This window comes from Pseudomonas sp. FP2338 (assembly GCF_030687515.1).
GTDB lineage: Bacteria > Pseudomonadota > Gammaproteobacteria > Pseudomonadales > Pseudomonadaceae > Aquipseudomonas > Aquipseudomonas salomonii.
In genome coordinates, this window is the sequence record NZ_CP117436.1 from 321,316 (window position 1) to 347,340 (window position 26,025).

Below are 26,025 nucleotides of genomic sequence, written 5' to 3' on the forward strand. Positions count from 1 at the left end.
AGCGTTCTGCCCTTGGGGGGTACTGCGCCGGTGGTTGTAGGACGCGGGTTCGCTGGCGGTGGAGGAAAAATCTGCTAACAATGCACACGGTGCGTATAACGGCAGCTACGCCATAATGCGCGCCGAGATAAGAGGAGCATCTAATGAGCAGCACTGCACAAACTGCTGAAGGCGAAAAAATTCTCATCGTTGACGACGATCCGGGGCTGAGCAGCCTGCTGGAACGTTTTTTCAACTCCAAGGGCTACCGTGCCCGCGCGGTGCCGAACACCGAGCAGATGGACCGCCTGTTGGGGCGTGAAGTGTTCAACCTGGTCGTACTCGACCTGATGCTGCCCGGCGAAGACGGCCTTACCGCCTGCAAACGCTTGCGCGGTGCGAACAACCAGATCCCCATCATCATGCTGACCGCCAAGGGCGATGAGCTGAGCCGCATCAAGGGCCTGGAACTGGGCGCTGATGACTACCTGGCCAAGCCGTTCAACCCTGACGAGTTGATGGCCCGGGTCAAAGCCGTATTGCGTCGCCAGGCACCGCCGGTACCGGGCGCGCCAGGCAGCGAAGACGAGAGCGTCACCTTTGGTGAATACGAGCTGTCACTGGCGACACGCGAGCTTAAGCGTGGCGAAGAAGTGCACATGTTGACCACCGGCGAGTTCGCCGTGCTCAAGGCATTGGTGATGAACGCTCGCCAGCCGCTGACCCGCGACAAGCTGATGAACCTGGCCCGTGGCCGTGAATGGGACGCCCTGGAGCGCTCCATCGACGTGCAGATCTCCCGCCTGCGCCGGATGATCGAGCCGGACCCGGCCAAGCCGCGGTACATCCAGACGGTGTGGGGTGTGGGTTATGTGTTTGTGCCGGATGGCACTGCTACCAAGTGACCGATGACTTGCAGGCGCGGGCATCCCGGCGTTTGACTCCATGAGGGTCGACGGGATGCCCGGCGTCAGCAATTCTGCGAGCGCCGCTCGTTCCTGCAAGGTGTTTAGCTGTCTCCTATGAAAACCCCGTTGTGGTTCCCGCAAAGTTTCTTCTCTCGCACCCTTTGGCTGGTGCTGATCGTCGTGCTGTTTTCCAAGGCACTGACGCTGGTTTACCTGTTGATGAACGAAGACGTGCTGGTAGACCGGCAGTACAGCCACGGCGTAGCGTTGACGTTGCGTGCCTATTGGGCCGTTGACCCTGAAAACCGCGAAAAGGTAGCCAAGGCTTCGACGCTGATTCGCGTCGACGGCGCTGGTGTGCCCGAAGGTGAGCAGCATTGGCCTTACAGCGAGATTTATCAGCGTCAGATGCAGGCTGAGCTGGGAGAGGACACCGAGGTGCGCCTGCGCATGCATGTTTCACCTGCGCTCTGGGTCCGGGCCCCGAGTCTGGGAGATGCCTGGATCAAGGTGCCCCTTTACCCCCATCCGCTGCGCGGGCAAAAAATCTGGAACGTGCTGGGCTGGTTCCTGGCCATCGGGTTACTTTCAACCGCTTCCGCGTGGATTTTCGTCCGACAACTCAACCAACCGCTTAAACGCTTGGTGTTTGCCGCGCGCCAACTGGGGCAGGGGCGCAGTGTGCGCCTGCCGATCAGCGATACGCCCAGTGAGATGACCGAGGTGTACGGTGCCTTCAACCAGATGGCGGAGGATGTCGAACAGGCCGGGCGCGAACGCGAGCTGATGCTGGCGGGCGTATCCCATGACCTGCGCACGCCACTGACGCGTTTGCGGCTGTCCCTGGAGCTGATGGGCAACCATAACGACCTGACCGATGACATGGTGCGCGACATCGAGGACATGGACGCGATTCTCGACCAATTCCTGGCGTTTATTCGCGATGGCCGTGATGAGGTGGTGGAAGAGGTCGATCTCACGGACCTGGTGCGTGAGGTGGTGGCGCCCTACAACCAGAATGGCGAACAGGTGCGTATGCGCCTGGAGCCTATCCAGCCGTTTGCATTGCGTCGGGTGTCGATGAAGCGTCTGTTGAACAACCTGATCGGCAACGCCCTGCATCACGCCGGTTCAGATGTGGAGGTGGCCGCCTATGTGTCCGGCGACAGCACTGCGCCCTATGTGGTGTTGAGTGTGATGGACCGTGGCACGGGCATCGACCCGGCGGAGCTGGAAGGTATTTTCAACCCGTTCACCCGTGGCGACCGTGCGCGGGGCGGCAAGGGTACGGGGCTGGGGCTGGCGATTGTGCGGCGAATTGCTTCGATGCATGGCGGCAATGTTGAGCTGCGTAACCGCGAAGAAGGCGGCCTGGAAGCGCGGGTGCGCTTGCCGCTCGGCTTGATGTTGCCAAGGGACGCGGTCTAACAAACAACATCAATCAAATGTGGGAGCTGGCTTGCCTGCGATAGCAGTGGGTCAGCAACCCATTAGTTGACTGATACACCGCTATCGCAGGCAAGCCAGCTCCCACAGGTTTTTTCGGTGGGTGGAAGGCCGGGTTGTATCAACCCTTGCCCTTGGTCCGGGTCATATTCGGCCCACCATTCTTCTCCAGATGTTGAATGATGATCCCCGCCACATCCTTGCCGGTGGTGGTCTCGATCCCTTCAAGCCCCGGTGATGAATTCACCTCCATCACCAGCGGGCCATGGTTGGAACGCAGGATATCCACGCCCGCGACTGCCAGGCCCATCACTTTGGCGGCCCGCAGTGCAGTCATGCGTTCTTCCGGGGTGATCTTGATCAGGCTGGCACTGCCGCCACGGTGCAGGTTGGAGCGGAACTCCCCCGGCTTGGCCTGGCGTTTCATGGCGGCAATCACCTTGTCGCCGACCACGAAGCAGCGGATGTCCGCACCGCCGGCTTCCTTGATGTATTCCTGCACCATGATGTTTTGTTTGAGGCCCATGAACGCCTCGATCACCGACTCGGCGGCAGTTGCCGTCTCACACAGCACTACGCCGATACCTTGGGTGCCTTCGAGTACCTTGATCACCAGCGGTGCGCCGTTGACCATCTCGATCAGGTCGGGGATATCATCGGGGGAGTGGGCAAAGCCGGTCACCGGCAGGCCGATTCCCCGGCGTGACAGCAGTTGCAGGGAGCGCAGCTTGTCTCGCGAACGGGCGATGGCCACCGATTCGTTGAGCGGGAACACGCCCATCATTTCAAACTGGCGCAGCACTGCGCAGCCGTAGAAGGTCACCGAAGCGCCGATCCGCGGGATCACCGCATCAAAGCCTTCCAGCGGCTTGCCTCGGTAGTGAATCTGCGGCTTGTGGCTGGCAATGTTCATATAGGCACGCAACGTGTCGATCACCACCATTTCATGGCCACGTTCAGTGCCGGCCTCGACCAGGCGGCGGGTGGAATACAGACGCGGGTTTCGCGACAGCACAGCAATCTTCATGCAGCACCTGGGGCAGAAATAGTAGAGACCGGGAACACCGGCTTGTCTTGAACGTACTTGACGCCGGGGCTGACCACCAACTGGCCGTCAATCAGCGCCTTGGAACCCAGCAACAGGCGGTAACGCATGGCTTTGCGGCAGGCCAGGGTGAATTCCACCCGCCATACTCGGTCACCCAGAGCCAGGGTGGTGCTGATTACATACCGCACCTGCGCGTGGCCGTTGGAGCTCTTGATGGTTTTCATCGTCACCAGCGGCGCTTCGCAGCGACGATGACGCAGTTGCACCACGCTGCCCAGATGCGCGGTAAAGCGCACCCACTTCTCACCGTCGCGCTCAAAGGGCTCGATATCGGTGGCGTGCAGGCTCGAGGTGCTGGCACCGGTGTCGATCTTCGCGCGCAGGCCGGCCACTCCCAGGTCGGGAAGGGCCACCCACTCGCGCAGACCCACAACGGTCAAATGGTCAAATGTCTTCAATATGGGTAACCGGTCAGTTCGCCCAGGCCTGAGGTGAAACCTCGGCCAAGGCTTTAAACGCAGGCTTGGCGAACCAGTAGCCCTGCATCAGAAATATTCCGCAGTTGGACAGGAAGTCACGCTCGCCGGCACTTTCGATACCTTCAGCAATGACAGTAATCCCCAACTGCTCACAGATTGTGACAATCCCCTGGACAATTACCTGCCGGACACGATCCTGGTCGACATCGCGAATCAGCGCCATGTCGAGTTTGATCAAGTCAGGTTGGAAATCGGCCAGCAGGTTCAGCCCCGAATAGCCGGCGCCGAAGTCATCGATGGCGGTCTTGAAGCCGAATTCGCGGTATTCACGCAGAATATTGGTCAAATGGCGATAGTTATCTACATGCTCGTTTTCCAGCGTTTCGAAAATCAACCGATCCAGCGGGAAATTATGCGCGCGGGCCGCCTCCAGCGTGCTGCGAATGCACAACTCCGGCCGGTACACGGCATTGGGCATGAAGTTGATCGAAAGATAGCTTTGCATTCCCAAGGCGGCGGCCCCCGCAATCGCCTGAGTACGGCAGCGTTGGTCAAAGCGATAACGGTTGCTGTCGTTGACCTGGTCCAGCACCGACAACGCCCCTTCACCGTGAGTGCCGCGCACCAATGCTTCGTGGGCAAAAATCGACCGGTCGCGAAGGTCTACGATAGGCTGGTAGGCGAAGGAAAAATCGAAACCCAAGGCTTCGCTTTGCTGGCAACCTACGCAACGCTGGTTGGGCGAGGTGAGTGAGGTGGGAAAGTCGGTCACAGCGTATCCTCGCGAAAACAGGGGGTGTCTGGCGTATCTTAGGTGAGGCTTGGGATTTATGCGTTGAAGAGGGTCAACGGTAAAGTTGCGACATTTTTCAGAGCGAGGAATTCAAGTGGCTCAAAAGCAGGAAGAGGAAGAAAAGGTCCGTTTGGACAAGTGGCTGTGGGCGGCGCGTTTTTACAAAACCCGTGCCCTGGCCAAGGCGGCCATCGAGAGCGGCAAGGTGCACCATCGCGGCGAGCGCTGCAAGCCGGGCAAGGAACCGCGCGTCGGGGACGAGTTGCAGATTCGTACCGGTTTTGACGAAAAGACTGTGGTGGTGCAGGCGCTGTCCGTCGTGCGTCGTGGCGCGCCTGAGGCGCAGGCGTTGTATGCCGAAACCGAAGCCAGTATCGCCAAGCGCGAAAACGCGGCCGCTATGCGTAAGGCCGGCGCAACCGGCATGACCACCGATGGCAAGCCGAGCAAGAAGCAGCGTCGCGATTTGTTCAAGTTTCGCGGCAGTGGCAATGATGATTGACACGGATCTCCCTTTAAAAGGAGATCGAAAATGTGGGAGCTGGCTTGGCTGCGATAGCGGTGGGTCAGCCACCCTCTCATTCACTGACCCGCCGCTATCGCAGGCAAGCCCGCTCCCACATTAAACCTGCGGTGTTACGCGGCTGTGCGCATGACACTTAAGCGCCCGATGACTGGCAGCTTCCCGAGCAACCCGAAAACCGGCACCGTCACCCGCATCAGAACCCCGGACACCTTCGCCGCAAACGGCGTGTAATACCCCCAACCCAACGCCAACAACGCCAGCAACACCCCGCCGATGTAATCGTCCTGGCCCCAATGCGCGCCCGCCACCAGCCTTGGCATCATGAACAACAGCGCCAAGCCCCAGATCGCTACCACCTGGGTGAGACGCTGGGCAAACACCGTCATGAACATGCCCCAGATCAGCAGCACCGACGCATGATCGCCCGGGAAACTCTGGCTGGAACGATCCTTCAGCTCCCAGGTTTTCTCCAGTCCCGGGAAATAATCACTCATATGAATAGCGCCGCTGATCACCATCGACGGGCTGCTGTGTTGCCAGCCCATTTGCGCCGTGAGCTTGGAAAACAGCATGCGGATAAACAGCAACAGCAGCAGAATGCTGAAGAAACCGAAGAACGCCTGGCGCACCTGGATGGCCTTGAACACCCAGTCGCCGCGAATCAGCAGCGTCAGCAAAATCACCCCGACCACGGCATCGAACGGTCGCAAACTGGCCACCGCCCACACATGCAACCACGTCGAATGGCTTGCCAGTGGGTCATTGAGCAGATGAAACAGCCATTCGTCGAAAACCACACACAGCATCTGTCCCGTGGGCCACAGCCAAAAACACAGCAGCCCGATAGCGACTAGATTGCACAAGGCCAACCTCCCGAGGTTCCACCTGGCTTGGAACAAACCCGGATTGTTCATAAACTGTCCCTCTTCGCTCTATAAAAACGCACCAAAAAGGTGCCAAAGCGTTTAATTCTATAAACCTTGTAACCAATTTGTCATCAATTCAGATACCCAGACCTATGACTGATCTACCGGATACCGACTTCACCCAACGCTTTATCTTCGATGAGAACGACGCCCGCGGCGAACTGGTCTCGCTGGAGCGCAGCTATGCCGAAGTCCTCGCCAAGCACCCCTATCCGGAGCCGGTCGCGCAACTGCTCGGTGAGCTGATGGCGGCGGCCTCGCTGCTGGTTGGCACCATGAAGTTCGACGGTTTGCTGATCTTGCAGGCCCGTTCCGAAGGCCCGGTGCCGATGTTGATGATCGAGTGCTCGAGCGAGCGCGAAATTCGTGGCCTGGCCCGTTACGAGGCCGACCAGATCGCGCCGGATGCAACCTTGTCTGACCTGATGGCGAACGGCGTGCTGGCGATCACCGTCGACCCCACCGAAGGCCAGCGTTACCAGGGCATCGTCGACCTCGACGGCGAAACCCTCTCGGACTGCTTCACCAATTATTTCGTAATGTCCCAGCAGGTCGGCACCAAATTCTGGCTCAACGCGGACGGCAAACGCGCCCGTGGCCTGCTGCTGCAGCAACTGCCGGCCGACCGCATCAAGGACGACGATGAACGCACCGACAGCTGGCGCAAACTGACCGCCCTGGCCGGCACCCTGACGGCTGAAGAACTGCTGGGCCTGGACAACGAAACCATCCTGCATCGCCTCTACCACGAAGAGGCCGTGCGCCTGTTCGACGCCCAGGGCCTGCGCTTCCGTTGCAGCTGCTCGCGTGAGCGCTCAGCCAACGCCTTGGTTAGCCTGGGTCTGGAAGATGCGCAGCAATTGGTGGTGGAACATGGCGGCAATATCGAGATCGACTGCCAGTTCTGCAACCAGCGCTACCTGTTCGATGCGGCCGATGTCGCCCAATTATTCGCCGGCGCAGGCATCGACACCCCTTCCGACACCCGCCACTAAAACGTTTAAGCACAGGTAAATCACCTGACAAACGCCGGATTAGCGCAGTTCTGACGGGAGGGCCCTACTCTTTTTGGGCTTTTCTGGCATAATCCGGCCCACTTTTTTCGCGGTAGTAGTGCGCAACTTTCTACTACAAAACGTTTGGAGCACTCGGCCATAGGCCGACGGGGAACCTCATGACGCAAGCCAATAACGCCGTATACACCGATCTGAGTGTTGACGATCTGGTCAAAGAAGCCCTGCAGCGCGGTGAAGGCGTGCTTGCCGATACTGGCGCACTGGTCGTAGAAACCGGTCATCGCACCGGTCGTTCGCCGGTTGACCGTTTCATCGTTGAAGAGCCTTCCACCCAGGACGCAATTGCCTGGGGCCCGATCAACCGCAAGTTCCCGGCCGACAAGTTCGATGCCCTGTGGGCTCGCGTCGAGGCATTCAACAACGCGCAAGAGCATTTCGTTTCCCATGTTCACGTAGGGGCTGCAGAAGACCACTACCTGGCCGTGAAAATGACCACCCAGACTGCCTGGCAGAACCTGTTCGGTCGTTGCCTGTTCATCAACCCGGCCCAGTACAACCCGGCCGGCCGTGATGAGTGGCAAGTGCTTAACGTCGCCAACTTCGAATGCGTGCCAGAGCGTGACGGCACCAACTCCGACGGTTGCGTGATCCTCAATTTCGCCCAGAAAAAAGTGCTGATCGCCGGCATGCGTTACGCCGGTGAAATGAAAAAAGCCATGTTCTCGGTGCAGAACTTCCTGCTGCCGGCCGCCGACGTGCTGCCAATGCACTGCGCCGCCAACATCGGCGAAGCAGGCGATGTGACCCTGTTCTTCGGTCTGTCGGGCACCGGTAAAACCACCCTGTCGGCCGACGAAAGCCGTTACCTGATCGGTGACGACGAACACGGCTGGGGCGAAGGCGTGGTGTTCAACATCGAAGGCGGTTGCTATGCCAAGTGCATCGACCTCTCCGAGAAGAACGAGCCGGTAATCTGGAAAGCCATCAAGCACGGCACCGTGCTCGAAAACGTGGTGATCGACGATGCCAAGCACGCCGACTACACCAACGTCAGCCTGACCCAGAACAGCCGCGCCGCCTACCCGCTGGAGCACGTTGCCAAGCGTTCCGAGAAGAACCTGGGCGGCGAGCCAAACGCTGTGATCTTCCTGACCTGCGACCTGACCGGTGTACTGCCGCCCGTGTCGATCCTCAGCGAAGAACAAGCAGCCTACCACTTCCTGTCCGGCTACACCGCTCTGGTGGGCTCGACCGAAATGGGTTCGGGCAGCGGCATCAAGTCGACCTTCTCCACCTGCTTCGGCGCGCCGTTCTTCCCACGCCCAGCCGGTGAATACGCAGAACTGCTGATCAAGCGCGTGCGCGGCTTCGGCTCCAAGGTCTACCTGGTCAACACTGGCTGGACCGGCGGCGGCTACGGCGTCGGCAAGCGCTTCAACATCCCGACCACTCGCGGCGTGATCGCAGCGATCCAGAGCGGCGCGTTGATCGGTGCACAAACCGAACACCTCGACACCATCAACCTCGACGTGCCTTTGGCCGTACCGGGCGTTGATACCGGCCTGTTGAACCCACGTAACACCTGGGCTGACAAGGCTGCCTACGACGAAGCGGCGAAAGCGCTGGCCGGTCTGTTCATCGAGAACTTCAAGAAGTTTGAAGTGAGCGATGCGATCAAGGCGGCCGGGCCTAAGTTGTAAGGTTCGGTTGTTGTGAAAAAGCCGCCCTCCGGGGCGGCTTTTTTGTGGCCGAAAGGTTAGATGGCGATATGCAAAACTACGGCGCCGACCAGCACCAGTGCGACCCCCACGACCTGCACCGCCGACAACCGCTCCTTGAAAAACACGAACCCCAGAATCGCCGCAATCCCCCCCGACAACGTACTGATCACCGTCACCACCGAAACCGAGCCCGCCATCGCGCCCCACGAAAACGCCGAGAACCCACCGAGGTTCATCAGGCTCGCGCCGGTCAAGGTCGCGCAGTTTTTCAGCGGCGGGATTTTCAGGCCGTCCTTGATCTTCAGCACCATCATCACCAGCACGCACAGGCCCACCAGGTAACCCAGCCACAGCATGGTGATCGGCCCCAACGCCGGCAGCGTGTAGCGGCCTTGCAACCAGAAACCGGTGCCATACAGCAAGGCGGCGAGCATGGCGTAGGCGATGGACTGGCGTGGGTTGTTGTGGGGCGTGCCGTTGTCCTTGTGGATGCTGGAGAGGATCACGCCGATTACGCAGAGGGCGATGCAACCGAGTTGGATCAGGTTGATGTGTTCGCCGCTGGCCCAGGACAGCAGGGTGGTGACTACGCCGTAAGAGGTCACCAATGGCGCGACGATAGCGGCTTTGCCCAGGGCGAAGGCCTTGGACAGCGCCAGCGCGCCGGAGACGGTGAGCAGGGCGGCGGTGATGCCCAGGAGCCAGACGCTCAACGGGGCATTCAGGGATTTGAACAGGAATGCCGGGAAGATCACCAGCAACAGCGTCATGATAAAAAAGCCAAGGGCTTGGCCGAAATACACCGCGCGTTTAACGCCGACGGCTCGGGCGTTGAGGCCCACGAGAAAGTCCGTGCCGCCCCAGAGGAGGGCGGCCAGCAGGCCCATTATTACGTCCATGTAAGGTCCTTGTTATTGGGTCAAATCGCCAGACTAACGCATAGCCCCTGTGGGAGCGGGCTTGCTCGCGAATGCGGTAGATCAGTGAGAAATACTCTACCTGACACACCGCTTTCGCGAGCAAGCCCGCTCCCACATTTGATACTCGGTGATCTTGGGATCAGCTCAAGTTTTCCAGGGTTTGCGTATCCCAACTATGGGTCTTGATCGCCAGGTAGAGCATGCCGATGGTCAGCGGCACCTTATCGCCCCGCCCCTTGGCGCGGCGCTTGAGGAACACATCGAACACCGGCGGTTTGAAGTAACGATAAGCATCGTAGTCGCCCAAGTCGAGGGCAAACTCTTGCTCCATCGCTTCCATCAATTGCTTGGCCTCGGCGCCGTCGCAGCCGAGCTCGAGGTTGATCGAGGTTTCGAGGCGCAGGGTCTTGTGCTTCGGCAGGCCGATTTCTTCGTGCAACAGTTGCAGAAGCTGCTGCATCACGGGGTCTTCGGGGAAGTTGGGGGCCAGGTTCATGGTGGGGGCACGCAGGAGTGGGTGGGGGGGAGGATTGCGTTGGCGACGGAATTTGTTTCGGGTGAAAAAGAGACGGATGCCAATGATAAAGGCGAATGTCGGAAGACTGTCGAATTGTAATTCGCTCAGCCAGGAAGTGGCGACGATTAGAAGCATTGGTCCGGTGAGGATGAGGGCCAGTCCGAACCATTTTCTGAGCTCGGGATGCTTCAACTTACTATCGAGCAGGACAGTAAGGGCAATAAGAATGAGGAGCGAGCCCCAAGAGCTGTAGTCGACCATCGTTGAGTCCTTTCGATGTTCACGGTTTTTGCCGGGACAGTTGAGAGGTCACTAGTTTCGGTCATGTGAAGGGAGGTTATGTAGAGGGCTTGGCAGGTGTTTTGATCAGTTTGGGAAGAGGACTACGCGGTGTTTGTCTGCTTCCCACAAAGCTTTCCGGCATTTGCGGTTTGACAGTGATTTTTTGGCAACACCCAGCCAATGTGGGAGCCGGGCTTGCCCGCGATGGCGGTGTGTCAGGCAATATTTCCCTGCCTGACACACCGCCATCGCGGGCAAGCCCGGCTCCCACAGGTTTAACTCAGTGGTTGGCTTGGTTGGGGCTGCGTGTCGACTGCCGGTTGCAGTTGAACGTGCTGCGCTGCTTCCAGCAGATCACAACCATCCTGCACCAGCAGATATAGGGCGTTGATGATGTGGGAAATGTCTTTGAGGTCGGCGTGTTCGTAGGTCAGGCAGGTGAAGGTTTCCAGTAAATCGGTGGCAGCGCGGATGCGCTGGTGTGCGGCGCACTGGATATCTTCGGCGGCGGCTTCGGTGTCGATGACGAGAGGGTGGGTGTCGGTGAAGTTGGTGCGTAGCTGACGATAGCGATTGGCAGGGACATTGAGCGTTGTCATAAAAGGGCACTCCGAAAAATCAAAGAAATACGCCAAAAAAATTGGCACGTTTATCTCTGCTGTTGTTCGAGTGACCAAGCTCGGTCGCCGTATTGATAGCGACGGAGCGAACCTTAGAAGTCAGCGTAATTTCGAGCAATAAACGTATGGTTTAACCACTTAGATCGTTCCCACGCTCCTGCGTGGGAATGCCTCCCGTGACGCTCTGCGTCACCAGTGCCCAAGCTTAAAGCCGTGCGCGGAGGTGGGACGCGGAGCGTCCCGGGCGGCATTCCCACGCAGAGCGTGAGGAACGATCAGTCAGAACGGCTTCATGGGACGGCCATCGCCAAGCCTACAGACGCGAAGCCGCATCCAGGTCCATCAGCCCGCGTCCGTAGGCTTCGCTGTTGGCATAGATGCCCGTCCGATTGGCGGTGCTGAGCAATCGATCCCGAACCTGCTGCGGGGTCATTTCGGGAAAGCGGCTTTGCAATGCCGCCAGGGCGCCGCTGACCAACGCGGCGGCCGGGGAAGTTCCAGCGGTCGGCCCATAGCTGCCATCTTTCTGTGTAGTGAGCAGGCCCGCACCACCATCGCCACCCGGTACGGCAATGCACCAGCGCGCGGCAAGCCCGCAGTAGTTGGACTTGAGGTTGATCGCGCTACCATCATTTTTGAGGGCCATGACGGCGATCCAGCCTTTTTCCAGTTCCGGCACCAAGGCAGGCAGGCCGGGTTCGGCAAGAGGCTCGCGTTTGACCTCGTTGCCGGTTGAGAACACAAAGACCGCGCCTTCAGCCACCAGGTGTTTGGCCGCCTCCAGTGAGTCGCCCATCAGGCGTTCATAGATCGGCACTTCATTGGTGTTGGCTTCAATGGGGTTTGCCCAGGAGTTACTGAAGAAACGTGCGCCTTGGGCATGTGCCAGACGCCAGCCCTGGGCAATTTCGCTGTCGAAATAAAACGGTTCCTTATCGTCGCCGAAGCGCATGGGGATTAACTGGGCGTTGAAGGCGATCCCGTGCATGCCTTGAGCGTTCTTGTTGGCGGCGAGAATACCGGCCATTTGCGTGCCGTGGCCCTTGATGTCGACAGTGCCAGGCTGTTGGCGAACAAAGTCGTAACCGATGTCGGCCAAGCGCCCTTGAAACTCAGGTAATTCCCTGTTGAGGCCTGAGTCTATCAGCGCCACTTTTACGCCTTGGCCAGTGCCGCCACGCGCATAGAGGGTGGATGCCTTGACGATGGGCAATGCATTTGCGGCGAAGTATTCAGGCGTTTCAAAGGCACGCACGGCCAATTGCTCGCTAGTGGGTTTTGGCGGCGCTGCACAGCCCATCAGCAGCAAGGGCAATGCGAGAAGCAAAGAAAACGATGGCATGCGAGACATTCACGACTCCTTGTCGGGGGATGTAATCAAGCGTGCTACTGTCTGCGTTTTTGCGCGGGCTTGCTGGTTTTCTCTGTATCAGTTTGTAGCGTTTATCCCCGACCTTTTACTGATCGCTGGTCTATGTTTTTGACTCGTTCAGCGGTCAACGGAGTGACAGCTTATGCACAACACCCTCCAACAGGTCTTTGGTTATCCACAGTTTCGTTTGGGCCAGGAAGCCGCGATCAGCGCGGTGCTGGCCGGTCGTTCGGCTGCGGCTATTTTCCCCACCGGTTCCGGCAAGTCTTTGTGTTATCAGCTGTCGGCGGTGCTGTTGCCGCACCTGACGCTGGTGGTGTCGCCGTTGTTGGCGCTGATGCAGGACCAGTTGGGTTTCCTGCAGCGCCATGGCATTTCTGCTGGCAGTATCGATTCGGCGCAGAGCCGTGAAGACGCCAATGAGGTGATGGCCCGTGCGCGTTCGGGTGAGTTGAAGATTTTGATGATTTCCGTGGAGCGCTTGAAGAACGAGCGCTTCCGTAACTTCCTGCAAAGCGTGCAGATTTCCTTGTTGGTGGTGGATGAGGCGCACTGTATTTCCGAATGGGGCCACAACTTCCGTCCGGACTATTTGAAGCTGCCGGACTACCAGCGCCAGTTCAATATCCCACAAGCGCTGCTGCTGACGGCTACAGCCACGCCCAAGGTGATTGCCGACATGCAGGCCAAGTTCGGCATTGCGCCGGATGACGTGATCACCACGGGCTTCTACCGGTCCAATCTGAACTTGCTGGTAGAGCCGGTGAGTGGCCACGACAAGCGTCGGCGCCTGGTCGAGTGGATGAGCGCGCGGGCCAATCAGCCAAGCATCGTTTACGTCACGTTGCAAAAAACCGCCGAGCAGATTGCCGAGCACCTGAACCGCAATGGCATCCAGGCCGAGGCGTACCACGCCGGGTTACCCCACGATAAACGTGAAGGCATCCAGCAGCGCTTCATGGGCGGGCGCTCCAACTGCATCGTTGCCACCATCGCGTTCGGCATGGGCATCGACAAGAGTGACATCCGCAACGTGGTGCACTTCGACCTGCCCAAATCCATCGAGAACTACAGCCAGGAAATCGGCCGCGCCGGGCGTGACGGGCAGCCGTCCGACTGCCTGGTGCTGGCCAACCGTGACAGCCTCAATGTGCTGGAAAATTTTGTGTATGGCGACACGCCGGAGCAGGAGGGCATTCGCCGTGTGCTGGAGGAGTTGCAAGCGGCGCGAAGCGAGGGCCAGTGGGAATTCCTGCTGAGGTCGCTGTCGGACCACAGCAACATCCGCGAGCTGCCGCTCAAGACGCTGTTGGTGCAGTTGGAACTCAAGGGTGTGATCGCGCCGCGCTATGCGTTTTACGCCGAATACCGCTTCAAATACCTGATTGAGCCCGAGGCATTGCTGGCGCGGTTTTCCGGCGAGCGGCAGCAGTTTGTCGCGGCGATCATCCAGGTGTGTAAACGCGCCAAAACCTGGGCGACGGTGGATTTCGATGCGCTGTACCAACAGCACAATGCCGAGCGCAGCCGGGTGGTGAAGGCGCTGGATTACTTCCAGGAGCAGGGCCTGATCGAGTTGGAAAGCAAGCAGATGACCGAGGTCTACAGCCTGCTCGATACCGACTTTGATCCACAGGCGCTGAGCGCCGAGTTATACACAGGCTTCAAGCACCATGAAGTGACGGAAGTGGCGCGGATCCACGCCATGCTCGATCTTTTTGCGACCGAGCAGTGCCTGGGGCAGCGTCTGGCCAAGTACTTTGGTGATGAAAATGCCCCTCAACGCTGCGGACATTGTTCGGTATGCCACGGCCACGTCGCACATTTGCCGCCGCCGCCGAGTCTGCCGCCACTTGTGGATAAAAACTTCATGGGGCTGTGCGGTGATTTTATCCACAGGCATCATGAACACACCACGAACTTGCCAGAAGCGGAACGGCTGACGCGGTTTCTCGGTGGTATCAGCGTACCGTTGTTTACCAAGCTGAAGGCGCGGGGCATACCGGGTTTTGCTGCGCTGGAGGATTACCCTTACGCCGAAGTGCGTGAGTGGGCGCAAGCCCATTTGAATGACCTGTAAACCCACTTTCCAGAGAGCCGCCCATGCCTGACTCAATGCCGCAACGCGCTGACTACTGTCATTTCCAGCCGATCATCACGCGTTGGCACGACAATGACGTGTATGGCCATGTGAACAACGTCACCTACTACAGCTTTTTCGACACGGCGGTGAATACCTACCTGATTGAAGAAGGTGGGCTGGATATTCATGACGGTGAAGTGGTGGGGTTTGTGGTGAGTTCGGCGTGCGATTATTTCGCCTCGATCGCGTTTCCGGATCGGCTGGATATCGGCCTGCGGGTGGGCAAACTGGGTAACAGCTCGGTGCAATATGAATTGGCGGTGTTCAAGGCTGGCGAGGATGAAGCCTGTGCGGCGGGGCGCTTTGTGCATGTGTTTGTGGACAGGGCGTCGAACCAGCCGGTGGCGATTGCGGGGAAGTTGCGCGAGGCGTTGGAGCGGTTGGTGGTATGAGACCCTTTTTCATGCAATGAAAATCAAATGTGGGAGCTGGCTTGCCTGCGATAGCGGTGGGTCAGGATTAGATGTGCGTCCTGACCCACCGCTATCGCAGGCAAGCCAGCTCCCACAGGGGGCCAGCAGTGTTCTTTAGACCTTACCGATGACGGTAGTGATGCTTGTTCTTGCGATGCCCATAGGCATGCCCGCGTCCACGGTGGTCATCACGGTCATAACGACGGTTGTCACGCCCGCGGTAGCGGCGGTCGTCGTCATCGCTCCTGTTGCCCATGTAGTTGCCCAGCGCGCCGCCTGCACCACCGCCGGCTGCTGAGCCGACCAGTGCACCGGTGCTGCCGCCGACACTGCGGCCCACGACGTTGCCGCCGGCTGCGCCCAGCGCGCCGCCAATAGCGGCTTCGCCACGGCTGCGCTTATCGGCACCCACCGCGCTACCGCCCGCGCCACCCAGGGCGGCGCCGATGGTGGAACCGGTGTTGCCGCCCAACTGCTGGCCGACAACCGAACCTAGAACCCCGCCCAATGCGCCGCCCACACCGGCTTCGGTGGTGCCGCCGGCCATGGCTGCGCCACTGACCAGGCCAAGGGACAACAAGAGAATCGAGGAGAACTTCATAGAGAGACCTCAAGAGGATGACGGCGCGATCCTGAGGTTGTATCGAGACGCTGACAATCGAAAACCGACCGGCGGTACAGGTTGTATACAATTTGCTAAGTTGCTGTTTTGTATAGGGAACTTAAGTCGATTTTGTGAGTCTTTAGCTACTTCGGAAGGGCCGCTTTTATGCAAAAGCGGCCTTTTTTTGTGCCTGAAAAATAGAGGGCGACTGTGCCGGCCTCTTCGCGAGCAAGCCCGCTCCCACAGTTGGAATGCATTTCAAGTGTGGGAGCGGGCTTGCTCGCGAAAGCGGTAGCTCAAGCAAAGAAGAGCCCGGATCAAGTCAGGCTGAGCGGGCCATGATCAAGCCACTGTCGCTCGCCGCTTCCAGGCAAATCGCCACGAACTTCGACGTCGGCGTATGGCTGCCATCCCCGGTGCTTTCCAGCGGCACCAGCGGGTTCACTTCCGGGTAGTAAGCCGCCGCCTGGCCCGCCGGAATATCAAACGCCAGCAAGGTAAAGCCCTTCACGCGGCGCTCGCGGCCATCTTCCCACAGCGACACGATGTCAGCCTTCTGCCCCGGCTTGAAGCCCAGGCGGATAATGTCGGCTTCGTTGACGAACAGCACGTCACGCTGGCCCTTGACCCCACGGTAGCGGTCGTCCAGGCCATAAATAGTTGTGTTGTATTGATCGTGGGAGCGCATCGATTGCATGATCAGGTCCGGCACCCGGCCTGTGGCATGGGTGCGTTCGTGGATCAGGTCTTTGGGCAGCACGTTCGGGCGGAAATTGGCGCGGCCCGACGGCGTGTTCCAGCGACGCGCGCCAGCGGAGTTGCCCAGGTAGAAACCGCCTGGGTGCTTGATACGCTCGTTGAAATCCTTGAAGCCTGGAATGGTGTCGGCAATCAGGTCGCGGATGCGCCCGTAATCGGCCACCAGCCAGTTCCAGTCCACCGGCTTGCTGCCCAACGTGGCGGCGGCAATCCCGGCCAGAATCGCCGGCTCGGATTTCATCAGCGTCGACAGCGGCTGCAGTTGGCCATTGGAGCCGTGCACCATGCTGAACGAGTCTTCCACTGTGACGGCTTGCGGGCCGTCGGCCTGGATGTCGATGTCGGTTCGGCCCAGGCACGGCAGAATCAGCGCGTCTTTGCCGTGCATCAGGTGGCTGCGGTTGAGCTTGGTGCTGATCTGCACGGTCAGGTCGCAGCTACGCAGCGCTTCAAAGGTGCGCGGGCTGTCTGGCGTGGCTTGGGCGAAGTTGCCGCCCAGGCCGATAAACACCTTGGAACGGCCTTCGAGCATGGCGTGGATCGCTTCGACCACGTTGTGGCCGTTGGTACGCGGCACCTGGAACTGGAAGCGGCGCTCCAGCGAATCCAAAAACGCCACCGGCGGGCGTTCGTTGATGCCCATGGTGCGGTCGCCCTGCACGTTACTGTGACCGCGCACCGGGCACAGGCCGGCACCTGGGCGGCCGATGTTGCCGCGCAGCAGCATCAGGTTGGCGATTTCCTGGATGGTCGGCACCGAATGGCGATGCTGGGTGATGCCCATCGCCCAGCACATGATCACGTTTTTGCCTTTGGCGTACATGCGCGCCGCTTGTTCGATCTCGACCAGGCTGAGGCCGGACTGCGCGACGATTTCATCCCACGAGGTGTCGTCGATCTGCCCCAGGTACTCCAGCACATTGACGCTGTGTTCATTGAGGAAGTCGTGGTCGAACACCGCCTCTTTGCCTTCGGCCTGGGCCTGGCGCTCCCACAGCAGCAGGAACTTGGCCATGCCGCGCAGGATGGCCATGTCGCCACCCAGCGCCGGGCGGAAGTACGCGGTGTTGGTCGGTTTGTCGCCGTTGGTGAGCATTTCCAGCGGGTGTTGCGGGTGCTGGAAGCGTTCCAGGCCACGCTCTTTGAGCGGGTTGATGCACACCACCTGGGCGCCACGTTTTACCGCTTCGCGCAGCGGTTCGAGCATGCGCGGGTGGTTGGTGCCGGGGTTCTGGCCCCAGACGAAAATCGCATCGGCATGTTCGAAGTCATCAAAGGTCACGGTGCCTTTGCCGACGCCCACGCTTTGCGCCAGGGCGACGCCGCTGGCTTCGTGGCACATGTTCGAGCAGTCGGGGAAATTGTTGGTGCCATAGGCGCGCACAAACAGCTGGTACAGGTACGCCGCTTCGTTGCTGGCCCGGCCCGAGGTGTAGAACTCGGCCATGTCCGGGCTTGGCAGGGCGTTGAGGTGCTTGCCGATCAGGTCAAAGGCGGCTTCCCAACTGATGGCTTTATAGCGATCGGTCTCGGCGTCATAGCGCATCGGCTCGGTCAGGCGGCCCTGGTATTCCAGCCAGTAGTCACTCTGCTCCAGCAGCGCCGTGACGCTGTGCTTGGCGAAGAAGGCGGCGTCCACGCGGCGCTTGGTGGCTTCCCAGTTGACCGCCTTGGCGCCGTTCTCGCAGAACTTGACCATGCCGCTTTCCGGCGAGTCGCCCCAGGCGCAGCCAGGGCAGTCGAAACCGCCGTTCTGGTTGGTCTTGAGCATCATGCGCAGGTTTTTCATGGCGTTGTCGCTGGTCAGCCAGGCCTGCGCCACGCTGATCAGTGCGCCCCAGCCGCCGGCCGGGCCTTTGTAAGGCTTGTAGCGCGGGGTCGGGGTTTGGTCGGCTTGGTGATGCATGCTCATGGCTGGTTCTCCATCGCGGGGCTATAGACCCGCGGCGCACTTTTTTGCGGCAGGTGGATGAGATTGAGGTTGTGCCGGCGCGCCCATTGCAGGGCCAGGCCGGTGGGCGATGACAGGCTGACCAGGGTCTGGATGCCCGCGCGCAAGACTTTCTGGATTAATTCGAGGCTGCAGCGGCTGGTGACGATGGCCAGGCCACCGTCGGTCGGAATTTTTTGGCGGATCAGCGCGCCGATCAATTTATCCAGGGCGTTGTGCCGGCCAATGTCTTCGCGGCCCATCAGCAACTCGCCCTGGTTATTCATAAAGATCGCCGCATGCACCGCGCCGCTGTGCTGGCCCAAGGGCTGAAAGGCGCTGATGCGTTGGCGCAGGCCGTCGAGCCATTCGGCAGGCGGCAACGGTGCGCCGGGCAGCACTTGCAGGTCTGGCAAGGCTTGCTCCACGGCTTCTACCCCGCACAGGCCGCAACCGCTGGTGCCGGCCAGCTGGCGGCGTTGCTGCTTGAGGTTCCAGAAGGCTCGGCTGGAAATCTGCACCTGAGCGTACTGGGCAGAGCCAGCGCCGCTGAGTTTTAGATCATAAATGTCGCTAACGTCGGCGATAATGCCGCTGCCGATGCTGAAGCCGACAATGAAGTCTTCCAGGTCGGTGGGCGTCACCAGCATCACCGCCTGGCTGATGTCGTTATAGGCAATCGCCAACGCCACTTCTTCGGCCAATGCAGTGCTGGCGATTTCCGTGTGTTCGAGATTGCAAAACTGGTAGCTCTGGCTGGCGGCTGGCGCTGGCGTTTCGAGGGCAGGCGCCGCGCAGACTGGGCGCTTGGCGTTCATGGGGCAATACCACCGAGGGAATGATCGATCTTTAGACTAGGCGCGACAAAGGGTCGCGTCTAATCGGCTGTACTGATCTATTGATAGATGGCGTCGATCAAGGCGTCTATGGCGGGCTTATTCCAGGCAGCGCGCAGGCTAGCGTGTTTGGGTATTTGGCGGGCCTGGAACCCAAGTCTGCAGGACTGGTCTAGTCTTGGGCATCTGGAACTTAAACCCCAAGGAGAGCGCACCATGAGTATTTTTAGCTTTGTTAAGGAAGCAGGCGAGAAGTTGATTGATCTGTTGACGCCGGGTAATGCCAATGCGAGCGATGAGCTGAAGGATCACATCAGCAAGGTAGGGCTCGGAAATCCGAATATCACCGCAACCGTTGAGGGCGACAAAGTCACCGTTAAAGGTGAAGTTGCCACTCAGGAAGAGAAAGAGAAAATCATCCTGGCTGCGGGCAATATCGCCGGTGTTGGCAGTGTGGATGACCAGATCACCGTGACTGGCCCGGCTGCGGCAGCCGCCCGTTTTGTCACCGTTGAAAAAGGTGACACGCTCAGCGCTATTTCCAAGCGCGAATATGGCGATGCCAACAAATACCAAAAAATCTTTGAGGCCAACAAGCCGTTGTTGTCGCACCCGGACAAAATTTACCCAGGGCAAGTACTGCGTATTCCTGAGTAACACACAGAGCTAACTGTGGGAGCAGCTTTGTGTGGGAGCTGGCTTGCCTGCGATAGCATCACCTCGGTATCACTGATACACCGAGGTGCCTGCATCGCGGGCAAGCCCAGCTCCCACACTGGCCAGCTCCCACATTCACATTCCCACATTTACATTAGAGCCCTGCAATGAGATCTCTGTAATCATCGACTGCCGCAAACTCCCCTGTGTCCTTCGGCCCCTTCTTGCTGTCCGGCTCTTTGACCGCCAGCAAATGCCCCACGCCAAACTCGCGTGCACTGCGCAGGATCGGCAAGGTGTCGTCGATAAACAGGCTGCGGGCCGGGTCGAACTGGATGTCGGCTTGCAAGGCATCCCAGAATTGCGGGTTTTCCTTGGCGAAACCGTAGTCGTGGGAACTGATCAATCGTTCGAAATACGGCGCCAGTTCAATGCGCTCCAACTTCAATGACAGCGAATCACGATGGGCGTTGGTGATCAAAATCACACGCTTGCCGGCCTGTTTGATCGCCGCCAGAAAGGTGTCCGCGTCCGGGCGCAGGGCGATGAGGTGGGCGGTTTCCAGTTTGAGTTCGCGCACCGGGATGTTCAGCTCGGCACTCCAGAAATCCAGGCAATACCATTGCAACTGTCCGGCGTTACGCTCGAACAGCGGTTGCAACTCCATGTCGGCCATGGCCCGGCTCACGCCGTGCAGTTGCGCGTAGCGCTGGGGCAGGTGCTCCATCCAGAATTGGTTGTCGAAGTGCAGGTCGAGCAAGGTGCCGTCCATGTCCAGCAGGACGGTGTCGATGGCGTGCCAGGGCAAAGAGGGCATGGGGCGTTCTCATGTAAGTAAAGATATCCGACACAGACAATCGGAAAAGCCACGGTATAGTAACCCGATCACGCCAAGGAGCCGCTTATGCGCCAGAAACCCACCGTCCTCGCCCGCGAAATAGTCGCCAGTAGCCGTTTGTTCCGCGTGGAGGAAGTGCAATTGCGCTTTTCCAATGGCGTTGAACGGACCTACGAGCGCCTGGTAGGCCGCGGTGCCGGTTACGGCGCGGTGATGATCGTGGCGATGATCGATGCCGACCACGCGTTGCTGGTGGAAGAATACTGTGGCGGCACCGACGAATATGAATTGTCCTTGCCCAAGGGTTTGATCGAACCTGGCGAGGACGTACTGGCGGCGGCCAACCGCGAACTCAAGGAGGAAGCCGGTTATGGCGCGCGCCAGTTGGAGCACATTACCGAGCTGTCCTTGTCGCCTGGTTATATGAGCCAGAAGATTCAGGTGGTGCTGGCCACCGAGCTGTATGAAGAACGCCTGGAAGGCGATGAACCTGAACCGATGCGCGTGGAGCGCGTCAACCTGCGCGAGTTGTCGATGCTGGCGCAAAACGATCAGTTCAGTGAAGGCCGTGCATTGGCGGCCCTGTATTTGGTACGAGACCTGTTGACCCAGCGTGGAGCTTTTGTCGCATGAGCGAACTGTTTTTAGGCCATCCGTTTATTGCCCCTGTGATCGAGCTGGCGCGCCAGGCGGGTGAAGTCATCCTGCCGTATTGGCGTGCGGACGTAGCGGTCACCTCCAAGGCGGATGATTCGCCGGTGACGGCGGCCGACCTGGCGGCTCACCACCTGATCCTGGCGGGCCTTACCGCCCTGGACCCGAGCATCCCGGTGTTGTCCGAAGAAGACGCCGATATCGACCAGAACGTGCGCGCCGGCTGGCAGCGCTGGTGGTTGGTGGACCCGCTGGACGGCACCAAGGAGTTTATTTCCGGCAGCGAAGAATTTACCGTCAACATTGCGTTGATCGAGCAAGGCCGCGTGGTATTTGGCGTGGTGTCGATGCCCACCAGTGGCCGCTGCTACTTCGGTGGCGCAGGCTTGGGCGCGTGGCGCTCGGACGTGAGTGAAGCACCCAAGCAGATCCAGGTACGCCAGACCCCGGCTGCAGGCGAGGCTTTTACCGTGGTTGCCAGCCGCCGCCATAGCAGCCCGGAGCAGGAGCGCCTGCTCAGTGGCTTGAGCGAAGGCTTGGGTGAGCTGAAGCTGGCGAATATCGGCAGCTCGCTGAAATTCTGCCTGCTGGCCGAAGGCAGTGCCGATTGCTACCCGCGCCTGGCGCCGACGTCACAGTGGGACACGGCTGCGGCCCAGGGCGTGCTGGAAGGGGCGGGTGGTGAGGTGCTGGAGTTGAGTGGTGCGCCGTTCAGCTATCCGGCGCGGGCTTCGTTGTTAAACCCGTTCTTTCTGGCGTTGCCGGCCAAGGCAGCGTGGCGCGAGCGCCTGCTGACCCTGGCCCGTTCTTAAAGCCGCAACCGTTCAAAATGTGGGAGCTGGCTTGCTTGCGATAGCGGTGTATCAGTCGATAATTGATTCGACTGACACGGCCTCATCGCAGGCAAGCCAGCTCCCACAGTTGTTTTGTGTGGTGGCAGTTAGCGGTGCAGGACGTATTGGCCAGTGAAGGCTACCGCTCGTTCCTCACTGCCCTCATTCACAATCCACGTCTCCAACGCCAACCGCGCCCGGCCATAGCGTTTGTACGTCGCCACAAAGCGCTTCCACACCTTGTCTTCCGGCGCCGCGCAAATGGCGATCGCATCCTGAGTCACCGGCAGCGGATAACTGATCTGCCCTTCCTGAATCACGATATGCCCGTCTTCAACACCTTCTTCACGCAGTTTCAGGTGCAGCCAACCCCAACCCGCCAACACAGCGCCGCAATAGAGGCTGCCGCCGAACATGGTGCTCTTGTGGTTGATATTGGCCTGCAAGGGCAGGTGCAACTGCAGTTGGCTGTGTTGCCAGTCGAGCACCTTGAGGCCCATTTCCCGGGTGAGGGGAATGTCGTGGTGAAGGATCGATTCCAGGTAGCGGCTGTCGCGGTTCATGGCGGTCTCTTGGCGGGTCATTCGTCGTCGGCGCTGTGGCTGGCGCTGTCGGCGAAGTTCAGGCCGTGCTTGCGCAGTTTGTCGTGCAGGGTTTTGCGCGGGATGCCCAGGGCTTCCGCGAGGCTGCGCACCGAGCTGTGGGGGCGGGTCAGCTCGGCGGCGATCAGGCTTTTTTCGAACTGCTCGACCTGATCGCTCAAACCGCCAGAGGTTGACGTCAGCACGCCCGTGGCGGGGTTGTCTGCCGTGGCATCGAGTGCCAGCTCCAGCCCAAGGGCAAAGCGCTCGGCTGCATTTTGCAGTTCACGCACATTGCCCGGCCAGCTGTGGCGCAACAGCAGTGCACGTTGGCCTGGTTGCAGTTCGTGCAACGGCAGGCCGTGGCGGCTACTGGCTTCGTCGGCAAAATGCTGGAACAGCATCAGTGCATCTTCACCGCGCTCGCGCAGCGGCGGAATGCGCAGCGGCGCCACGTTGAGACGGTAATACAAGTCGGCCCTGAAGCGTCCCTGGTCGGCGGCCTGGCGCAGGTCTTCCTTGGTGGCGGCGATGATGCGGATATCCAGCGGGATCAACTGATTGCCACCCAGGCGCTCGACCACTCGCTCCTGCAACAGGCGCAGCAGTTTGACCTGCACGTCCAGGCTCATGCTTTCGATTTCATCGAGGAACAGCGTGCCGCCATTGGCGAACTCGAACTTGCCGATACGGCGTTTCTGCGCGCCGGTAAAGGCGCCGGGCTCATGGCCGAACAGCTCGCTTTCGACCACCGATTCCGCCAGGGCGCCGGCGTTGATCGCCACAAACGGCCCGCTGCGGCGGCTCGACAGGTCGTGCAGGGCGCGGGCCACCACCTCTTTGCCGGCGCCGGTTTCACCGAGGATCAACACGTCGGCGCGGGTCGCCGCCAGGGCGCCGATCTGTTCACGCAGGCGCAGCATCTGCGGCGAATGCCCGACCAGGCGCGTGCTCAATTGCTGGCGATCGCTCAAGGCCAGGCGCAGGCTGCGGTTGTCCAGCACCAGGCGGCGCAGGGCCAGTGCGCGGCGCACGCTGTCGAGCAGGGCATCGCTGGCGAAGGGTTTTTCGAGGAAGTCATAGGCCCCGGCGCGCATGGCTTGCACCGCCAGCGGCACATCGCCATGGCCGGTTATCAGCAGCACCGGCAGGTCCGGGTCCTGGCCGTGCAGTTCGGCCAGCAGCTCCAGGCCGTCCATGCCGGGCATGCGGATATCGCTGACCACCACGCCCGGCCAATCGCGGGACAGGCGCGCCGTGAGGCCCGTGGCTTCGCCCAGGGTCAGGACTTTCAGCCCGGCCAGGTCCAGGGTCTGGCACAGAGCCTGACGCAAGTGTGGATCGTCGTCGATCAACACCACCTGGATCTGGTTATCGATACTCATACACTGCGGTCCTCGGACGGTTGCAGACTCACGCCCGGCGAGCCGGCACGCAATTTCAGGGTTAACAGCGCGCCGCCTTCCTTGTGGTTGGCGAACAACAGTTCGCCGCCAAAGGCACGCATCAACGTCTCACAGATCGCCAGGCCCAGCCCCAAGCCCTGGGTGCGGGTCTTGGTGGTGTAGAACGGCTCGCTGGCGCGGCCCAGGGCTTCCATGCAAAAACCTGGGCCGTTGTCGCGAATGTACAGGTTGACGCCCTGTTCGGTGGTTTGGGCACTCAGCCACAATCTGCGCGGCGGGCCTTTTTCGGTAAGGGCGTCGAGGGCGTTGGCCAGCAGGTTGCCGAGCACCTGGCGCAGGCGGGTTTCGCCGGCTTGCACCCATAAGGTCGCCTCGGGTAAATCGCGGATCAATTCGACTTCCATCGAACGCCGCCGTTTGGCCAGCAATGCCAGGGCATCGTCGAGCGCCGGTTGCAGGGCCACGCTTTCCGGGGCGTGGCGGTCGCGGCGGGCGAAGGCGCGCAGGTGCGCGATGATCGAGGCCATGCGCCCGGTCAGTTCGCTGATCAGCTTGAGGTTGCCACGGGCGTCGTTGGTGCGTTCGTGGTCGAGCAGGATCTCGGCGTTTTCTGCGTAGCTGCGGATCGCCGCCAGCGGCTGGTTGAGTTCGTGGCTGATACTCGCCGACATGGTGCCCAGCGCCGACAGCTTGCCGGCCTGCACCAGGTCATCCTGGGCGCGCACCAGTTCCTGCTGGGCGTGTTCACGCTCCAGCACTTCCTGTTTGAGTCGGCGGTTAAGGCCTTCGAGGTCGCTGGTGCGCTCGATCACACGCGCTTCCAGCTCGCGGCGGGCCTTGGCTTCGAAGGCGATGCGCTCCAGGTAATGGCGACGGCGCTGCATCATCAGACCCAGCAGCAACATCAGCACCAGCAGCGTCGCGCCGCCCACGGCCACCACGGTGCGCACCGGGCGATTGATCAGCGAGCGCGGCGCAAGAATTTCCACGGTCCAGCCGGTTTCGGCGATGGCCGTGGATTGGCGCAGCCACGCCGTGGTGCTCAGAGCCAGCGGCTGCGGGTCGCGGGTCGGGTAGGGCTGGATGGCGACGATTGCCTGGCGCTCCTGCGCCGTGAGCGGCCGGGTCGCCCGGAAGCGCCATTGCGGGCGCGAGGTGAGGATGACCACGCCGTTGTGGTCGGTCACCAGCAGTTGCTCGGGGGTTTTGCCCCACAGGCTTTCGGTGTGGTCCAGATCGACCTTGACCACCAGCACGCCGATTATTTTTGCGCCGTCGCGCACAGCGGCGGCGAAGAAGTAGCCGCGTTTGGCCGAGGTGGTGCCCAAGCCGAAGAACCGCCCCAGACGCCCGGCCATGGCTTCGCTGAAATAAGGCCGGAACGAGAAGTTACGGTCGACAAAACTGTCCTGCTTGTCCCAGTTGGAGGCGGCGAGGGTCTTGCCGGTGGTGTCCATCAGGTACATCACTTCCACCCCGGCCTGGGCGGCGACATCCTTGAGCAGCAGGTTGGCGTTGGTCAGGTTGGCGCTGACCTGGGGCGCATCCAGCGCGGTGCGCAGGGCCGGCAAGTCACCGAGGATCTGCGGCAGCACTTCGTAGCGGTGCAGGGTGCCGAGCAGGTTGGCGACATACAGGTCGAGGGTTTGGCGGTTCTGCCCGGCCAGTTCGCTGCGGTAGTAGCGCTCGGCCAGATGCTCCAGCGGCCACAGCAGCGGTGCCAGGCACAACGCCAGTAAGGCGAGGCTGCGCCAGCGAGGTCTACGCGGGAGAGGTGGAGTCATGGGAGTCATGCGCCTGTGGGGACAGGCGCATTAT

The 26,025-nt window shown here is 60.3% G+C and carries 25 protein-coding genes; 10 read left to right on the forward strand and 15 right to left on the reverse strand.

Annotated elements, in window-relative coordinates:
- Nucleotides 1–143 precede the first annotated feature (143 nt).
- Both ompR and PSH96_RS01335 read left to right on the forward strand, forming a co-directional pair.
- Nucleotides 144–884 carry a two-component system response regulator OmpR gene (ompR, locus tag PSH96_RS01330; protein ID WP_017135366.1) on the forward strand — a complete coding sequence of 247 codons (741 nt, stop codon included), beginning with the start codon at nt 144–146 and terminating at the stop codon, nt 882–884.
- A 117-nt stretch (nt 885–1,001) separates the two neighbouring features.
- Nucleotides 1,002–2,315 (forward strand): ATP-binding protein, encoded by a 1,314-nt coding sequence (locus tag PSH96_RS01335; protein WP_017135367.1) that lies wholly within the window; start codon nt 1,002–1,004, stop codon nt 2,313–2,315.
- 139 nt (nt 2,316–2,454) lie between these two features.
- Here PSH96_RS01335 and rimK read toward each other — a convergent pair whose 3' ends face one another.
- The 3 genes from rimK to PSH96_RS01350 all read right to left on the reverse strand — a co-directional run bounded on the left by rimK (nt 2,455) and on the right by PSH96_RS01350 (nt 4,632).
- The gene (gene rimK / locus PSH96_RS01340; RefSeq protein ID WP_003171022.1) at nt 2,455–3,360 is read right to left on the reverse strand and encodes a 30S ribosomal protein S6--L-glutamate ligase; all 906 of its coding nucleotides are present in this window, start codon (nt 3,358–3,360) and stop codon (nt 2,455–2,457) included.
- Entirely contained in the window at nt 3,357–3,773 is a 417-nt protein-coding gene (locus tag PSH96_RS01345) for an ATP-dependent zinc protease (RefSeq protein WP_235365450.1), read from the reverse strand. Before PSH96_RS01345 ends, rimK begins: the two co-directional genes overlap by 4 nt.
- Before the next feature lie 79 nt (nt 3,774–3,852).
- Nucleotides 3,853–4,632: an EAL domain-containing protein gene (locus PSH96_RS01350; RefSeq protein WP_056858190.1), complete on the reverse strand. Its 780-nt coding sequence runs from the start codon at nt 4,630–4,632 to the stop codon at nt 3,853–3,855.
- A gap of 115 nt (nt 4,633–4,747) precedes the next feature.
- On the opposite strand from PSH96_RS01350, the gene PSH96_RS01355 reads away from it, so the two are divergent.
- Nucleotides 4,748–5,155 carry an RNA-binding S4 domain-containing protein gene (locus tag PSH96_RS01355; protein ID WP_017135369.1) on the forward strand — a complete coding sequence of 136 codons (408 nt, stop codon included), beginning with the start codon at nt 4,748–4,750 and terminating at the stop codon, nt 5,153–5,155.
- A 134-nt stretch (nt 5,156–5,289) separates the two neighbouring features.
- On the opposite strand, the gene PSH96_RS01360 is transcribed toward PSH96_RS01355, so the two are convergent.
- Complete coding sequence (locus PSH96_RS01360; RefSeq protein ID WP_305457043.1) at nt 5,290–6,093, reverse strand: phosphatase PAP2 family protein; 804 nt, start codon at nt 6,091–6,093, stop codon at nt 5,290–5,292.
- Nucleotides 6,094–6,197: 104 nt separating this feature from the next.
- Between PSH96_RS01360 and hslO the strand changes: the two genes are divergently transcribed.
- Both hslO and PSH96_RS01370 read left to right on the forward strand, forming a co-directional pair.
- A complete protein-coding gene (gene hslO / locus PSH96_RS01365) occupies nt 6,198–7,100 on the forward strand; it encodes an Hsp33 family molecular chaperone HslO (RefSeq protein WP_017135371.1) in 903 nt (300 codons plus the stop codon).
- Between the two features lie 179 nt (nt 7,101–7,279).
- Nucleotides 7,280–8,821, forward strand: coding sequence for a phosphoenolpyruvate carboxykinase (locus PSH96_RS01370; RefSeq protein WP_017135372.1), 1,542 nt, complete (start codon nt 7,280–7,282; stop codon nt 8,819–8,821).
- Nucleotides 8,822–8,877: 56 nt separating this feature from the next.
- Here PSH96_RS01370 and PSH96_RS01375 read toward each other — a convergent pair whose 3' ends face one another.
- The 4 genes from PSH96_RS01375 to PSH96_RS01390 all read right to left on the reverse strand — a co-directional run bounded on the left by PSH96_RS01375 (nt 8,878) and on the right by PSH96_RS01390 (nt 12,532).
- Nucleotides 8,878–9,741, reverse strand: coding sequence for a DMT family transporter (locus PSH96_RS01375; protein WP_305457044.1), 864 nt, complete (start codon nt 9,739–9,741; stop codon nt 8,878–8,880).
- A gap of 160 nt (nt 9,742–9,901) precedes the next feature.
- A complete protein-coding gene (locus PSH96_RS01380) occupies nt 9,902–10,258 on the reverse strand; it encodes a DUF1493 family protein (RefSeq protein ID WP_017135374.1) in 357 nt (118 codons plus the stop codon).
- A gap of 578 nt (nt 10,259–10,836) precedes the next feature.
- Entirely contained in the window at nt 10,837–11,160 is a 324-nt protein-coding gene (locus PSH96_RS01385) for a hypothetical protein (RefSeq protein WP_305457045.1), read from the reverse strand.
- 334 nt (nt 11,161–11,494) lie between these two features.
- Nucleotides 11,495–12,532 (reverse strand): S8 family peptidase, encoded by a 1,038-nt coding sequence (locus PSH96_RS01390; RefSeq protein WP_370694322.1) that lies wholly within the window; start codon nt 12,530–12,532, stop codon nt 11,495–11,497.
- A 163-nt stretch (nt 12,533–12,695) separates the two neighbouring features.
- Between PSH96_RS01390 and PSH96_RS01395 the strand changes: the two genes are divergently transcribed.
- Complete coding sequence (locus PSH96_RS01395; protein WP_305457046.1) at nt 12,696–14,633, forward strand: ATP-dependent DNA helicase RecQ; 1,938 nt, start codon at nt 12,696–12,698, stop codon at nt 14,631–14,633.
- 23 nt (nt 14,634–14,656) lie between these two features.
- Nucleotides 14,657–15,088, forward strand: a complete 432-nt coding sequence (locus PSH96_RS01400) for a thioesterase family protein (protein ID WP_305457047.1) — start codon at nt 14,657–14,659, stop codon at nt 15,086–15,088.
- A gap of 142 nt (nt 15,089–15,230) precedes the next feature.
- On the opposite strand, the gene PSH96_RS01405 is transcribed toward PSH96_RS01400, so the two are convergent.
- From PSH96_RS01405 to fdhD, 3 genes are all read right to left on the reverse strand, one after another.
- Nucleotides 15,231–15,710: a glycine zipper domain-containing protein gene (locus tag PSH96_RS01405; protein ID WP_065930835.1), complete on the reverse strand. Its 480-nt coding sequence runs from the start codon at nt 15,708–15,710 to the stop codon at nt 15,231–15,233.
- Between the two features lie 325 nt (nt 15,711–16,035).
- Entirely contained in the window at nt 16,036–18,384 is a 2,349-nt protein-coding gene (locus PSH96_RS01410) for an FdhF/YdeP family oxidoreductase (protein WP_058422615.1), read from the reverse strand.
- Entirely contained in the window at nt 18,381–19,220 is an 840-nt protein-coding gene (gene fdhD, locus PSH96_RS01415; RefSeq protein ID WP_305457048.1) for a formate dehydrogenase accessory sulfurtransferase FdhD, read from the reverse strand. Before fdhD ends, PSH96_RS01410 begins: the two co-directional genes overlap by 4 nt.
- Nucleotides 19,221–19,454: 234 nt before the next feature.
- Between fdhD and lysM the strand changes: the two genes are divergently transcribed.
- Nucleotides 19,455–19,895 carry a peptidoglycan-binding protein LysM gene (gene lysM / locus PSH96_RS01420; RefSeq protein WP_305457049.1) on the forward strand — a complete coding sequence of 147 codons (441 nt, stop codon included), beginning with the start codon at nt 19,455–19,457 and terminating at the stop codon, nt 19,893–19,895.
- Nucleotides 19,896–20,049: 154 nt separating this feature from the next.
- On the opposite strand, the gene yrfG is transcribed toward lysM, so the two are convergent.
- Nucleotides 20,050–20,712 (reverse strand): GMP/IMP nucleotidase, encoded by a 663-nt coding sequence (gene yrfG / locus PSH96_RS01425; protein WP_305457050.1) that lies wholly within the window; start codon nt 20,710–20,712, stop codon nt 20,050–20,052.
- 87 nt (nt 20,713–20,799) lie between these two features.
- Here yrfG and nudE point away from each other — a divergent pair, with 87 nt between their 5' ends.
- Together nudE and cysQ are read left to right on the forward strand one after the other, a co-directional pair.
- Nucleotides 20,800–21,366, forward strand: coding sequence for an ADP compounds hydrolase NudE (nudE, locus tag PSH96_RS01430; protein ID WP_305457051.1), 567 nt, complete (start codon nt 20,800–20,802; stop codon nt 21,364–21,366).
- Nucleotides 21,363–22,199 carry a 3'(2'),5'-bisphosphate nucleotidase CysQ gene (gene cysQ, locus PSH96_RS01435; RefSeq protein ID WP_056860705.1) on the forward strand — a complete coding sequence of 279 codons (837 nt, stop codon included), beginning with the start codon at nt 21,363–21,365 and terminating at the stop codon, nt 22,197–22,199. The genes nudE and cysQ overlap by 4 nt, the downstream gene beginning before the upstream one ends.
- A 128-nt stretch (nt 22,200–22,327) precedes the next feature.
- Here the strand turns inward: cysQ and PSH96_RS01440 are convergent, their stop codons facing one another.
- From PSH96_RS01440 to PSH96_RS01450, 3 genes are read right to left on the reverse strand one after another with little or no spacing between them, the layout of a single operon-like run.
- Nucleotides 22,328–22,783 (reverse strand): thioesterase domain-containing protein, encoded by a 456-nt coding sequence (locus PSH96_RS01440; protein WP_305457052.1) that lies wholly within the window; start codon nt 22,781–22,783, stop codon nt 22,328–22,330.
- Nucleotides 22,784–22,800: 17 nt separating this feature from the next.
- Nucleotides 22,801–24,186, reverse strand: a complete 1,386-nt coding sequence (locus PSH96_RS01445; RefSeq protein WP_056860703.1) for a sigma-54 dependent transcriptional regulator — start codon at nt 24,184–24,186, stop codon at nt 22,801–22,803.
- A complete protein-coding gene (locus tag PSH96_RS01450) occupies nt 24,183–25,991 on the reverse strand; it encodes an ATP-binding protein (RefSeq protein ID WP_305457053.1) in 1,809 nt (602 codons plus the stop codon). The genes PSH96_RS01445 and PSH96_RS01450 overlap by 4 nt, the downstream gene beginning before the upstream one ends.
- Between the last annotated feature and the right edge of the window lie 34 nt (nt 25,992–26,025).

Coding starts and splice junctions, on each gene's coding strand:
- PSH96_RS01360 (WP_305457043.1), bottom strand. CDS start 6,093: ATGAACAATCCGGGTTTGTTCCAAGCCAGGTGGAACCTCGGGAGGTTG.
- PSH96_RS01440 (WP_305457052.1), bottom strand. CDS start 22,783: ATGAACCGCGACAGCCGCTACCTGGAATCGATCCTTCACCACGACATT.
- PSH96_RS01370 (WP_017135372.1), top strand. CDS start 7,280: ATGACGCAAGCCAATAACGCCGTATACACCGATCTGAGTGTTGACGAT.
- PSH96_RS01405 (WP_065930835.1), bottom strand. CDS start 15,710: ATGAAGTTCTCCTCGATTCTCTTGTTGTCCCTTGGCCTGGTCAGTGGC.
- PSH96_RS01375 (WP_305457044.1), bottom strand. CDS start 9,741: ATGGACGTAATAATGGGCCTGCTGGCCGCCCTCCTCTGGGGCGGCACG.
- cysQ (WP_056860705.1), top strand. CDS start 21,363: ATGAGCGAACTGTTTTTAGGCCATCCGTTTATTGCCCCTGTGATCGAG.
- lysM (WP_305457049.1), top strand. CDS start 19,455: ATGAGTATTTTTAGCTTTGTTAAGGAAGCAGGCGAGAAGTTGATTGAT.
- PSH96_RS01335 (WP_017135367.1), top strand. CDS start 1,002: ATGAAAACCCCGTTGTGGTTCCCGCAAAGTTTCTTCTCTCGCACCCTT.
- rimK (WP_003171022.1), bottom strand. CDS start 3,360: ATGAAGATTGCTGTGCTGTCGCGAAACCCGCGTCTGTATTCCACCCGC.
- fdhD (WP_305457048.1), bottom strand. CDS start 19,220: ATGAACGCCAAGCGCCCAGTCTGCGCGGCGCCTGCCCTCGAAACGCCA.
- PSH96_RS01390 (WP_370694322.1), bottom strand. CDS start 12,532: ATGTCTCGCATGCCATCGTTTTCTTTGCTTCTCGCATTGCCCTTGCTG.
- hslO (WP_017135371.1), top strand. CDS start 6,198: ATGACTGATCTACCGGATACCGACTTCACCCAACGCTTTATCTTCGAT.
- PSH96_RS01450 (WP_305457053.1), bottom strand. CDS start 25,991: ATGACTCCACCTCTCCCGCGTAGACCTCGCTGGCGCAGCCTCGCCTTA.
- PSH96_RS01400 (WP_305457047.1), top strand. CDS start 14,657: ATGCCTGACTCAATGCCGCAACGCGCTGACTACTGTCATTTCCAGCCG.
- PSH96_RS01380 (WP_017135374.1), bottom strand. CDS start 10,258: ATGAACCTGGCCCCCAACTTCCCCGAAGACCCCGTGATGCAGCAGCTT.
- PSH96_RS01395 (WP_305457046.1), top strand. CDS start 12,696: ATGCACAACACCCTCCAACAGGTCTTTGGTTATCCACAGTTTCGTTTG.
- yrfG (WP_305457050.1), bottom strand. CDS start 20,712: ATGCCCTCTTTGCCCTGGCACGCCATCGACACCGTCCTGCTGGACATG.
- PSH96_RS01410 (WP_058422615.1), bottom strand. CDS start 18,384: ATGAGCATGCATCACCAAGCCGACCAAACCCCGACCCCGCGCTACAAG.
- nudE (WP_305457051.1), top strand. CDS start 20,800: ATGCGCCAGAAACCCACCGTCCTCGCCCGCGAAATAGTCGCCAGTAGC.
- PSH96_RS01445 (WP_056860703.1), bottom strand. CDS start 24,186: ATGAGTATCGATAACCAGATCCAGGTGGTGTTGATCGACGACGATCCA.
- PSH96_RS01385 (WP_305457045.1), bottom strand. CDS start 11,160: ATGACAACGCTCAATGTCCCTGCCAATCGCTATCGTCAGCTACGCACC.
- ompR (WP_017135366.1), top strand. CDS start 144: ATGAGCAGCACTGCACAAACTGCTGAAGGCGAAAAAATTCTCATCGTT.